This window comes from Nocardia sp. NPDC050717 (assembly GCF_040654275.1).
In the GTDB taxonomy this organism is placed as follows: domain Bacteria; phylum Actinomycetota; class Actinomycetes; order Mycobacteriales; family Mycobacteriaceae; genus Nocardia.
In genome coordinates this window covers 187,760-199,554 of sequence record NZ_JBFAHR010000010.1, presented here as the reverse complement: position 1 = coordinate 199,554, position 11,795 = coordinate 187,760, and the positions used below count along the sequence as shown (strand labels likewise).

General features: G+C 71.5%; 9 protein-coding genes. 6 read left to right on the top strand and 3 right to left on the bottom strand.

Translation table 11 applies throughout. From position 1 onward, the window contains the following. Positions 1-87: 87 nt before the first annotated feature. A complete protein-coding gene (gene sigJ, locus AB0H56_RS21100; protein WP_357165751.1) occupies positions 88-972 on the top strand; it encodes an RNA polymerase sigma factor SigJ in 885 nt (294 codons plus the stop codon). 6 nt (positions 973-978) lie between these two features. Here the strand turns inward: sigJ and meaB are convergent, their stop codons facing one another. Genes meaB through AB0H56_RS21085 form a run of 3 tightly spaced genes read right to left on the bottom strand, consistent with a single transcriptional unit; the run spans position 979 to position 6,205 of the window. Further along, positions 979-2,073 carry a methylmalonyl Co-A mutase-associated GTPase MeaB gene (meaB, locus tag AB0H56_RS21095; protein ID WP_357165748.1) on the bottom strand — a complete coding sequence of 365 codons (1,095 nt, stop codon included), beginning with the start codon at positions 2,071-2,073 and terminating at the stop codon, positions 979-981. Next, positions 2,070-4,334, bottom strand: a complete 2,265-nt coding sequence (gene scpA, locus AB0H56_RS21090) for a methylmalonyl-CoA mutase (RefSeq protein ID WP_357165745.1) — start codon at positions 4,332-4,334, stop codon at positions 2,070-2,072. Before scpA ends, meaB begins: the two co-directional genes overlap by 4 nt. Next, positions 4,334-6,205, bottom strand: a complete 1,872-nt coding sequence (locus AB0H56_RS21085) for a methylmalonyl-CoA mutase family protein (RefSeq protein ID WP_357165742.1) — start codon at positions 6,203-6,205, stop codon at positions 4,334-4,336. The genes scpA and AB0H56_RS21085 overlap by 1 nt, the downstream gene beginning before the upstream one ends. Before the next feature lie 154 nt (positions 6,206-6,359). Between AB0H56_RS21085 and AB0H56_RS21080 the strand changes: the two genes are divergently transcribed. From AB0H56_RS21080 to AB0H56_RS21060, 5 genes are all read left to right on the top strand, one after another. Continuing rightward, entirely contained in the window at positions 6,360-7,043 is a 684-nt protein-coding gene (locus AB0H56_RS21080) for a TVP38/TMEM64 family protein (RefSeq protein WP_357165739.1), read from the top strand. 282 nt (positions 7,044-7,325) lie between these two features. Continuing rightward, a complete protein-coding gene (locus tag AB0H56_RS21075; RefSeq protein WP_357165737.1) occupies positions 7,326-8,750 on the top strand; it encodes a condensation domain-containing protein in 1,425 nt (474 codons plus the stop codon). 2 nt (positions 8,751-8,752) lie between these two features. Continuing rightward, the gene (locus AB0H56_RS21070; protein WP_357165734.1) at positions 8,753-10,009 is read left to right on the top strand and encodes a nucleotide disphospho-sugar-binding domain-containing protein; all 1,257 of its coding nucleotides are present in this window, start codon (positions 8,753-8,755) and stop codon (positions 10,007-10,009) included. Beyond that, complete coding sequence (locus AB0H56_RS21065; protein WP_357165731.1) at positions 10,006-10,968, top strand: ATP-binding cassette domain-containing protein; 963 nt, start codon at positions 10,006-10,008, stop codon at positions 10,966-10,968. Before AB0H56_RS21070 ends, AB0H56_RS21065 begins: the two co-directional genes overlap by 4 nt. Continuing rightward, positions 10,965-11,786 carry an ABC transporter permease gene (locus AB0H56_RS21060; RefSeq protein ID WP_357165728.1) on the top strand — a complete coding sequence of 274 codons (822 nt, stop codon included), beginning with the start codon at positions 10,965-10,967 and terminating at the stop codon, positions 11,784-11,786. Before AB0H56_RS21065 ends, AB0H56_RS21060 begins: the two co-directional genes overlap by 4 nt. Positions 11,787-11,795 lie beyond the last annotated feature (9 nt).

Sequence of the window (11,795 nt, the reverse complement as noted above, 5' to 3'; positions counted from 1 at the left end):
GCAGCACCGCGGAATGTCAGGCCGCCTCACAACTCGCGGCGCTGTGTCGTCGAAGAGGGTGACCCGCGCGCACCGAAGGAGCCGACCATGACTGCATCGCCATCGGACGAGGTCCTGGCCGAACGTCGCCAGCTGCTCGCTCTCGCCTATCGGCTGCTGGGTTCGCTGGCCGAGGCCGAGGACGTGGTCCAGGAGACCTTTGCCCGCTGGTATGCGCTGCCGGAGCGGCAGCGCCGCGAGGTGGTCACACCCGGCGCGTGGCTGACCACGGTCGCCGGACGGATCTGCCTCGACCTGCTCGGCTCGGCCAGGGCGCGGCGGGAACGCTATGTGGGCGAATGGATTCCGGAGCCGATCCCCGGCCGGTCCGAACTCGCGCCCGCCGCCGAGGATCCCGCCGACCGCGTCACCCTCGACGAATCGATCAGCATGGCGTTCCTGGTGGTGCTCGATTCCATGACCCCGGCCGAGCGGGTGGCGTTCGTGCTGCACGACGTCTATCGCTATTCCTTCGGCGAGATCGCCGACATCGTCGGGCGCACCCCCGCGGCCTGTCGTCAACTCGCTTCGAGCGCCCGGCGCCGCATCGACACCTCGCGGGCGCCCACCGGCGACGAGCGCGCCGAGCTGATCCGGGAGTTCAAGCGGGCGTGGCAGACCCAGGACATCGAGGCGCTGATCGGCCTGCTCGACCCGCGGGTGATCGCCACGGCCGACAGCGGCGGCCTCGCACCGGCCTTCCTCGACCCGATCCACGGCGGCGAGCGGGTGGCCGACGCCTGGATGCGGATCGCGGCGCGCGGACCCGTGCCGACCCTGCTCGAACGGACCGTCAACGGCCGGCCGGGTCTGGTCGCGCAACTCGACGGGGTGGTCGTCGCGGTCTACGCCTTCGCCGTCGCCGAGGGCCGGATCACCCGCATCTGGGCGATCCGGAACCCGGAGAAGCTGCGCGCGTGGACGACGGGCTGAGCAGGCTCAGGCGTCGAACGCGCCGAGGATCCGCTCGGCGGCGAGCGCCGGCGTGAGCGTCCCGTCGCGGACGGCCGATTCCACCTGGGCGCGTACCGATTTCACCGCGGGATTATCGGCCAGACGACGCAGGATCTGGTCGTGGACCATGGTCCAGGTCCAGTCGACCTGCTGACGGCGCCGCTTCTCGGCGAACTCTCCCGCGTCGGTGAGCACGCGCCGATGCTCGAGGACAGTGTCCCAGAACTTGTCGAGACCCGACCCCTCGAGACCGCTCATGGTGAGCACCGGCGGGCGCCACAGCGCGTCGTGCGGGTGGATCAGCCGCAGCGCGCCCTGCAGTTCGCGCGCGGCGCTCTTGGCCTCCATCTCGTGCTTGCCGTCGGCCTTGTTCACCGCGACGAGCTCGGCCAGCTCCAGCACGCCCTTCTTGATGCCCTGCAGCTGATCTCCGGTGCGGGCCAGGGTGAGGAAACAGAACACGTCGACCATGTTGGCGACGGTCACCTCCGACTGACCGACGCCGACGGTCTCCACCAGGATCACGTCGTAGCCCGCGGCCTCGAGCAGCACGATCGTCTCGCGGGTCGCCTTGGCGACACCGCCGAGGGTGCCCGCGGTCGGCGACGGGCGGATGAACGCGTCGGGTTCGAGCGACAGGCGGGCCATGCGGGTCTTGTCGCCGAGGATCGAACCGCCGGTGCGGGTCGAGGACGGGTCGACGGCCAGCACCGCCACCCGGTGCCCCTTGCCCAGCAGGTACATGCCCAGCGCGTCGATGAAGGTCGACTTCCCGACCCCGGGCACGCCGGTGATCCCGACCCGGTTCGACACCACACCACCCGGCTCGGGACCCAGCCGCAACAGCAGCTGCTGGGCCAGTTCCCGGTGATCGGCGCGGGTCGATTCGACGAGGGTGATGGCGCGGGCCAGTGCGGCCCGCTCCCCGGCCCTGATCCCCGTCGCGAGCGCGTCGACGTCGATGGTGCGCACCGCGCTGGCCACCGCGCGGCCCGCGTTGCGGGGCGCGCCGACGCCCGCGGTGGTCCCGAGCCGGGGGTGCGCCGCGGCACCCCCGGCTCCTGCTGCCGCGTCGCTCATTCGGCTGTGCCGCCGCCGATCTCGTGCCCGAGCGAGCCTGCCAGCTTCTTCAGCAGATCGATGGCCGCGTCGGCGATGACGGTGCCGGGCGGGAAGATCGCCGCGGCGCCCGCCTCGTACAGCTCGTCGAAGTCACCGGGCGGGATCACGCCGCCGACGATGACCATGATGTCGGGGCGACCGACATCGGCCAGCGCCTGCCGCAAGGCGGGCACCAGCGTGAGGTGACCCGCGGCCAGCGAGGAGACACCGACGATGTGCACGTCGTTGTCGGCCGCCTGGCGCGCCACCTCTTCGGGGGTCTGGAACAGCGGGCCCACGTCGACGTCCATGCCGAGGTCGGCGAACGCGGTGGCGATCACCTTCTGGCCGCGGTCGTGGCCGTCCTGGCCCATCTTGGCGACCAGGATGCGGGGACGACGGCCCTCGGCCTCGGCGAACTCCTCGACGAGCGCGATGGCCGCGCCGATGTTGGAGGCCTTGCCTGCTTCGTCACGGTACACACCGGAGAGCGTACGGATTTCGGCCTGATGGCGGCCGTACACCTGCTCCAGTGCGTCGGAGATCTCACCGACGGTGGCCTTGGCGCGGGCGGCGTCGATGGCCAGGGCCAGCAGGTTGTTCTCCATGCCGCCCTCGGTCGCGGCCGCGGCGCGGGTCAGGTTGGCCAGCGCGGCCTCGACGGCGGCCGAATCGCGTTCGGCGCGAAGGCGTTCCAGCTTCTCGATCTGCTCGGCGCGCACCCGCGAGTTCTCGACCTTGAGGACCTCGACCTCGTGGTCCTCCTCGACCTGGTACTTGTTGACGCCGATCACCGGCTGCTGGCCGGTGTCGATGCGCGCCTGGGTCCGGGCCGCGGCCTCTTCGATGCGCAGCTTCGGGATGCCCTCCGAGATCGCCTGCGCCATGCCGCCGTGCGCCTCCACCTCGGCGATGTGCGCGCGGGCGCGCTCGGCGAGCTGGTGGGTGAGCCATTCGACGTAGTACGAGCCGCCCCACGGGTCGATCGGGCGCGTGGTGTTGGACTCCTGCTGGATCAGCAACTGGGTGTTGCGGGCGATGCGGGCGGAGAAGTCCGTCGGCAGGGCCAGCGCCTCGTCGAGAGCGTTGGTGTGCAGCGACTGGGTGTGGCCCTGGGTCGCGGCCATCGCCTCGATGCAGGTGCGCGCCACATTGTTGTAGGCGTCCTGCGCGGTGAGCGACCAGCCCGAGGTCTGCGAATGTGTCCGCAGCGACAGCGATTTCGCGCTCTTGGGCTCGAATTTCGAGACCAGTTCGCTCCACAGCAGGCGGCCCGCGCGCAGCTTGGCGACCTCCATGAAGAAGTTCATGCCGATGGCCCAGAAGAACGACAGGCGCGGCGCGAACTTGTCGACGTCCATGCCCGCCGCGATACCGGCGCGGATGTATTCGACACCGTCGGCCAGCGTGTAGGCCAGCTCCAGGTCGGCGGTCGCGCCCGCCTCCTGGATGTGGTAGCCGGAGATGGAGATCGAGTTGAACTTCGGCATCTTCGCGCTGGTGAAGGCGAAGATGTCGGAGATGATCCGCATCGAGGGCTTGGGCGGGTAGATGTAGGTGTTGCGGACCATGAACTCCTTCAGAATGTCGTTCTGAATGGTTCCGGCCAGCTGTTCGGGCGTGACGCCCTGCTCCTCGGCGGCGACGACGTAGAGCGCCAGGATCGGCAGCACCGCGCCGTTCATGGTCATCGACACCGACACCTGATCCAGGGGGATCTGGTCGAAGAGCTGGCGCATGTCCAGGATCGAGTCGATCGCGACACCGGCCATACCGACGTCACCCTGCACGCGCGGGTGATCGGAGTCGTAGCCACGGTGGGTCGCCAGGTCGAACGCGACCGACAGGCCCTTCTGACCGGCCTGCAGGTTGCGGCGGTAGAAGGCGTTGGAGTCGGCGGCGGTGGAGAAACCCGCGTACTGGCGGATGGTCCACGGCTGGTTGACGTACATGGTCGGGTACGGACCGCGCAGGAACGGCGCCACACCGGGCACCGTGTCCAGCGGATAACCCTGCGCGACAACGGCATCGCGGTCGGCCTTGGTGAACACCGGCGGCACGTCGATGCCCTCGGGCGTCGCCCAGGTGAGCTGGTCGGCGGTGGTGTGGTTGGCCGCGGCCGCCTCGGCCACGAACTCCTTCACCTGCGCGTCGTCGACCGCGGCCGGTTCCGGCGCGTGTTCGGTGAGCGGGACCTCGGCGAAACTGCCGATGCGGTGCTCGATATCGGATGTGGTCATCAGGCTCCCACCTTCTCCAGCAGCTGCGACAGGACCGCGACCGCGTCGATGCGCAGGGTCAGGTACCCGTCGGGACGCTGTGTGCCGCTGTACCGCTCGACCGACTTCTCCGGCCCGGCCAGCAGCACCGTGTCGATCCCGGCGCCGCGCAGGGCGTCGACCGCGGCGCCCGCCTCGTCGCCGTAGCGCTTGTCGGCGCCGCACAGCACCGCGATGCGCGCTCCGGATTCCGCCGCGGCGGCGGCGATTCCGTCGACGGCGAGCGGGCCGGGGTTCACCGACTCGATGCCGCCGGAGGCCAGCACGTTCGCGGTGAAGATCGTGCGCGCGTTGTGTTCGGCGACCGGGCCCAGCGGCACGATCAGCGCCTTCGGGCGGGCGCCGTGGGCGGCGAGGTAGGCATCGGATCGGTTGCGCAGCGCCTCGAACGCGGCGCCGTACCGGACGGCGGACGCCTCGGCGCGGGCCTGCTCCGACAGCGGCGGCTCGGCCAGGTTCGGGAATTCGTTGACGCCGGTGACCGCGGTCTTGCGGTGCGCGACATCGGCGCCGCGGGTGGCCGCCGTCGCGGCGATGCGCTCGGCCAGCAGGCCCGCCGACAGCGCGGCCTGGTAGCCGCCCGCCGCCTCGAGCTCCTGCATGAACTCCCATGCCTTGGCGGCGAGTTCGTCGGTCAGCGCGTCGACGTACCAGGAGCCGGCCGCCGGGTCCTGCACGTGGCCAAGGCGCGATTCCTCGAGCAGCAGCAGCTGGATGTTGCGCGCCATCCGTTCCGAGAACGACTGCGACACACCGAGTTCGCCCGCGGGCAGCGCGGAGTCGAAGGGCAGCACGGTCACCGAGTCGGCGCCGCCCACACCGGCGCCGAAGGCGGCCAGCGTGGTGCGCAGCAGATTCACCCACGGATCGCGCTGGGTCATCATGGCGGCGGAGGTCACCGCATGCTGCGGAGCGGCACCGAAGGCGGGCGCGCCGCACACCTGGGCGACCCGGGCCCAGAGGCGCCGCGCGGCACGGAATTTCACGATGGTGGCGAACTGGTCGTCGGTGGCCGCGAAGCGGAACTCGAGCTGACCGAAGGCGTCGGCGATGTCGACGCCCGCGGCGGTGAGCACGCGCAGGTAGGCCAGCCCGGCGGCGATCGCGGCGCCCACTTCCTGCGCGTCGGCGGCGCCGGCGTTGTGGAAGGCGATGCCGTCCACCGTGATCGCGCGGACCGTCTCGGGGCGGGCGATCGCCCGCTGCGCCAGGGCGACGGCGGCGGCCTCGTCGAGATCGTCCGCGCCGGTGAACGCGCTGGTCAGCGGTGCGGCGCCGAGACCGACACGGATCTGCGCGCGGTCGGCGATCTCGTAGCCGTCGAGCACCTCGAACACGCGTGCCGCGGCCTCGGCGGTGTCCTTGCCCGCGACCAGGGTCAGCGGCGCCAGTTCGAAGAGCAGGCCGCGCAGGGCGACGGGGATGTCCTCGACCGCGACACCGTAGGCGCCCGCGCCGAGCGCGACGGCGCTCACGCCGTTCTCCAGGCCGCTCAGGATGGTGCGGTTGGTGGCCTCGGCGTCGGCGGTGCCCGCGAACGCGCTGACGAACCAGCCGCGCTGCGGATCACGGGTCGCGGTGCCGCCACGCACGTACGGGAAGGCGCCGGGCAGCGGCTGCTCGGGCAGCTCGTCACGGCGGGTGTAGAGCGGGGCGATGGTCAGCCCGTCATAGGTGGTCTCGTCGAGCAGGTGCTCGGGCTCCGCGGGGAGTTCGGAAGCCTCGACTCGTCGCGCTTTGGCCAGCACGCCTGCCACACCCTTGCGCCAGGCGGCGTACTCGGGCACCGGATCCGGTGCGAGTCCGGCCCCGGACTCTGAACCAATCGGCATAGCTGCTGTTCTCTCTTCCAACGCGTTCGCCCAGCTCAGCGTGATGAGCGGGTGCTCCGGCGAACCGGGAGGTGCCCGGTTCCACCTCGATGTTAACTGTGACATCCTGTCCGCTCGCCCGGGCCATCCCCTACCGGCCGGTACGCTTACCCGGGTGTTCCGACTGATCCGTTCCCCGCGCGTCCTGGCGGCGCTGGCCGGGCTCGCCGCGCTGTTCGTGGTGGCGATGCTCGTGCCGCTCCCGGGTCCGCAACAGATCAGGGAGTGGGCCGGGGGCGCCGGTCCGCTGCTGCCGGTGCTGTTCTTCCTCTTCTACGCGCTGGTCGCCGTCGCGCCGGTGCCACGCACCGTGCTCACGGTCACCAGCGGGGTGTTGTTCGGCCCCGTCCTCGGATCGGCGCTCGCGCTGGGCGCGACCGGAGTCAGCGCGACGCTCGCGCTGCTCGGCGTCCGCGCGGTCGGCCGTCGCCGGGTCGCCGAGCACCTCCACCATCCGGCGGTGCGCGCGATCGACGAGCGGCTGGCCCAGCGCGGCTGGCTGGCGGTGGCCGCGCTGCGGATGATCCCGATGGCGCCGTTCTCGATCGTCAACTACTGCTGCGGCCTGTCCTCGGTCCGGGTCGCGCCCTATCTGGTCGCCACCCTCGTGGGCTCGGCGCCCGGCACGATCTCGACGGTCGTCCTGGCGGGATCACTGGCAGGCGGGACCGACCCGATCGCCGTCACGGTGTCGGCGCTGTGCTTGTCGCTGGGACTGCTCGGCCTCGTCGTCGACGCCAGGATGCCGGTGGTGAAGGCTGGGGAAACCACCGAAGAGCCGCTGCCCGTGCGCGGCTGACCAGCGCGCGAACGGATTTCTGAACAGAAAGCCCCTTACTTCAGGGGCACCGGGTTACGCTGGCGATCCGCCAACAAATGAAAGTGACCTTCTTCACATACGCCAAATGTGAAGAACCCATGTTTTAGAAAACTCTCAGAGTAATAGACTCGGGATAGCCCAGGGTTCGCCAGCTACATCCGGTGCGGGATCCAGAGCAACACCCAGGTGCCGCGTCCGCGTGCACCGAATCCTCTCCGTTCGCGCCGATTCCGGCTCTGCACTGCACCTCGAGGTGATCCGATGGAATACACCCATCTCTCCGATTTCCAGATCCGCTCCGGCGCACTGACGCTGTGGACCCCCGCCGCCCCCGCCGACTCCTGGTTCGACGACGAGCGCCCGCTGGCCAGCGTCCACTCCCAGTACCTGGGCTTTCTCGATCCCGAGGACGCCAGGCCCGGTCGCGGCCGCTGGATCGGCACGATCTTCGAGATGGACGCCGCGCTCGACGAGCAGGCGTGGGCACGCACCCTGGAACTGTGGCACGACCGGCACGAGGGCTTCCGGACCACCGTGGCCCCGACCGGCGACGGCGACTACCACCGCGTCACCACCGCACCCGGCACCGTCCGGGTCGCCGGCGTCGCGGTCCCCGAGCTCACCGATGGTGACCTGATCAACGAGTTCCTCTGCGACACACTGGAACTGCGGCTGTCACCGCTGGCGTGGCCGCACCTGATCGTGGCCACCGTCGCGCACGACACCGACGATTTCACCGTCCTGGTCGGCGCCGATCACTCGGTCCTCGACGCCTACTCCCAGGCCGTGCTCATCCTCGAACTGCGCACCCTCTACACCGCGGTCCGCACCGGCGGCGAGATCCGCGACTCGGCCACCTTCGGCAGCGCCGCCGACTTCGCGGCGATCGAACGCGCCGCCGCCGAGGAACTCACCCCCGACTCCCCCGCGGTCGCCGTGTGGCGCGACTTCGTGGGCACGCCGGGCTCGCCCATGCCGCGCTTCGCCGAGGGTATGGTCGCCGAGCTCGACGGCGAGCACGCGCAGCCGAGCCTGTCGCACACCCTGCTCAGCCTCGAGCAGCTCGAGGAGGTCGAGGCCGCGCTGGACCGGCTCCGGCACCGGCTCTCGGTCACGGTCTTCGCCGCGCTGGCCACCGCGTCGCGGGAAGTGTTCGGCGACGACCGGTTCCGCACGATCATGCCGATCGCGACCCGGCCGGACCTGACCTGGCTGGAGTCGATGGGCTGGTTCGTCAACGTCGTCCCCGTCGACATCGTCCTGCCGCCCGGCGCCGACATGGGCGCCGCGCTGGAGGTCACCCGGTCGGCGCTCAAACGCGCGCACGTCTGCAACGACGCGTCCTGGGGTCGGTCGCTGGCGATGGCGGGCGCGCTCGAGGGCCCCACCTTCGGCGCCTCGTTCCTCGACATCCGCATGCTGCCGGACTACGAACTGGTCGCCGACCTGCGCGGTCGCACACTGCGCGCGGTGTCGTACTCCACCGACGAGGTCTACTTCTGGGTGGTGCGCGGCCCTGCCGGGCTCTACGTCTCCACCCGGCATCCGGCCGGCCTGCCCGCGGAAGTGATGGACCGTTTCCTCACCGAATTCGCCAGGGCCATCTACGCGGTCACCACGCTGGCCGCACCGGCGGTCGCCGCGCCGGCCGCCGACAGCGCGTCGGCGGCGCTGAGCGCGAGCTGACGATGCGCGCACTGCTGGCCTTCACCGGCAGCCGCGGGGATGCCCAACCGGGCATCCTGCTGGCCCGCGAGCTCCGGGCGCGCGGGCACGCGGTCACCCTCGCCCTCTCGCCCAATCTCGTCGGCTTCGCCCGTGAGCACGGCGTCGCCGCCGTCGAATTCGGGTGTGACAGTGCCGAACTGCTGGCCACCCAGCACGCCGATCGCCGATTCCGCAGCCCCAGCCCGCGACAGCGCCTGCGCGCGGTGCTGGACCTGCAACGGCGGGGCGTGGCCGAGGCGGTGCGGGATCTGCTCGCGCTGACACCCGGTCACGACGTCCTGGTGACGGGCATGGCGGGCGAGGAGGCGGCCGAGAAGGCGGCGCGGCGGGTCGGGGTGCCGTTGGCGGCAGTGCACTTCTTTCCCATCCACCCGAGCCGGTCGGTGCCGGTGGTCCCCGCGGACTGGGGTCGCCGGATCCCCGGCGGGCTCAATCGGCGGGTCTGGTCGGGGCTGCGCTGGGCGCGTGACACCGCGCTCGCGCAGCCGCTGGCCGAGTTCGGGGTCGTCGAGCATCCGTTGCCCGCCCGGGTGTCGATCCAGGCCTACGACGTCGAGCTGTTTCCCGGCCTCGCCGCGGAACTGCCACCGCGCCACCCGGTCACCGGCTTCGCCGTGGACGCCGACGGTTTCCTCAGCAGCCCCACCGCGGCGACGCTCACCGCGTGGCTGGACGCGGGCCCGGCACCGATCTATGTCGGCTTCGGGTCGATGACCGTCGACGACCCGGACGAGCTGGTGCGCATGCTGCGGACCGTGTGCGCCCGGCGGGGCCGGCGCCTGCTGCTCGCGGCGGGCTGGGCCGGGATCGAACCCGGAGTCGGCGCCGAGGTCGCCATCGTCGAGCAGGTCGACCACGCCACGGTGCTCCCCCGCTGTGTCGCCGCGGTGCATCACGGCGGGGCCGGGACGACCGCGGCGGCCCTGCGCGCCGGTGTCCCCCAGGTCATCTGCTCGGTGCAGGCCGACCAGCCGTACTGGGGGCAGGCGCTGACCCGGCTCGGGCTCGCCGTCACCCGCCGCGCCGCCGCCCTCGACGCCGAGGCCCTGGACACCCTGCTGGACCGTGTCGCCGATCCGGCGGTCGTCGACCGCGCGGCCGCCTACGCGCGCCGGTTCCCCACCGGCGGGGTGGCCCGCGCCGCCGACGAGGTGGAAGCCCTTGTCCCCGTGTCGTTTCCGACACCCGTTCTCGACCATGCCGGGAGGCCGCAGTGAGTACCGAGATCGCCGTCCGCACGCGCGGCCTCGGCAAGTCCTACGGCGACTTCACCGCCGTCGGCGCGATCGATCTCAGCATCGACGCGGGGTCGGTGTTCGCGATGCTCGGCCCCAACGGCGCGGGCAAGACCACCACGGTGCGGATGCTGGCCACCCTGCTGCGCCCCGATCGTGGCAGCGCCGAGGTGTTCGGCTTCGACGTGGTGCGCGACGCGACCGCGGTGCGCTCGATGATCGGGCTCACCGGCCAGTACGCCTCCGTCGACGAAACCCTCACCGCCGGGGAGAATCTGCGCCTGTTCGGCCGCCTGCTCGGGCTGTCGCGGCGGGCGGCGGCGCGACGCGGCGACGAACTGCTCGAGGAGTTCGAGCTCACCGCGGTGGCGCGGCGCAGCGTCTCGGCGTTCTCCGGCGGGATGCGCCGCCGCCTCGACCTGGCCGCGACGCTGATCACCGTGCCGCCGTTGATCTTCCTCGACGAACCGACCACCGGCCTGGACCCCCACACCCGTGACCGCATGTGGGGCATCGTGCGCGGGCTGGTGGAGCGCGGCGCGACGGTCCTGCTCACGACCCAGTACCTGGAGGAGGCCGACGCCCTGGCCGACCGGATCGCGGTGATCGATCGCGGCACGCTGGTCGCGGAGGGGACGGCCGCGGAGCTCAAGACCTCCATCGGGGACCAGGTTCTGCGCCTGGACATCCCCGACACCGCCGACCTGCGCCGCGCCGAGACCCTGATCCGGGATCTCACCGGCGACATCCCCGACGGCTCGTCGACCGGGACGTTGACCGTGGCCCTGCGCGATGTCGCCCTCGGCGCCGACATCGTGACCGCCTGCCGTGCCGCCGACATCACGCTGCGCGGCTTCGCGATCGACCGGCCCGATCTCAACGAGGTGTTCCTGTCCCTGACCGGGCACGCCGCAGGCACGGCCGAGGCGGGTGCGCGATGACCACGCTCCGCGAGACCGCCCCCGCGCCGCGCGTGGTCCGCGCGCCCCGCGTCACCCGGGTCGGTCCCGGTGCGGCACTGCGACATTCGCTGATGATGGCGTGGCGCGGGCTGCTCACCTTCCGGCACAGTCCTCAGCTGCTCTACGACGCGCTCCTGCTGCCCATCGTCGGGCCCGTGCTGTTCGGCAGCATCTTCGGCACCGCGATCGCGGGCAGCCTGGCGGCGTACCTGCCGCTCATGATCCCCGGGGTGCTCGTGCAGATCGTGCTCACCTCCTCGGTGGCCACGGGCGTGCAGCTGTCCGAGGACATCCACTCGGGGGTGTTCGACCGGTTCGTGGCCATGCCGATCGCCCGCTCGGCGCCGGTTGCCGGGGCATTGCTGGCGGGCACGGTGCGCTACCTGATCGCCGCCACGACCGTGGTGATCGTCGGCTTCTGCATGGGGTACCGGCCCGAGCACCCCGCGGGCTTCCTCGCCGGCGCGGTCCTGGTGGTGTTCGCGACGACGGCGATCAGCTGGCTGTTCGCGTTCATCGGCGCCACCGTCGCCCGGCCCGCCGCCGTGCAGGGCATGTGCATGCTCGTGCTCACCTTCCTCGGATTCGCTTCCAACGCCCTGGTCCCCGAGCAATCGATGCCCACCTGGATGCGGCACGTCTCCGACCTGAATCCGGTGTCCTACCTGGTCTCGGCCGTGCGCACGCTGGCCGCCGACGGCGCCGTCGGCGCGGACGCCTGCTGGTCGCTGGTGGCCTCGCTGCTCGTGGTCGCCGTCTTCGCGCCGCTCACCGTGCGCACCCTCCGTTCCCGATGAGGAGTCCCC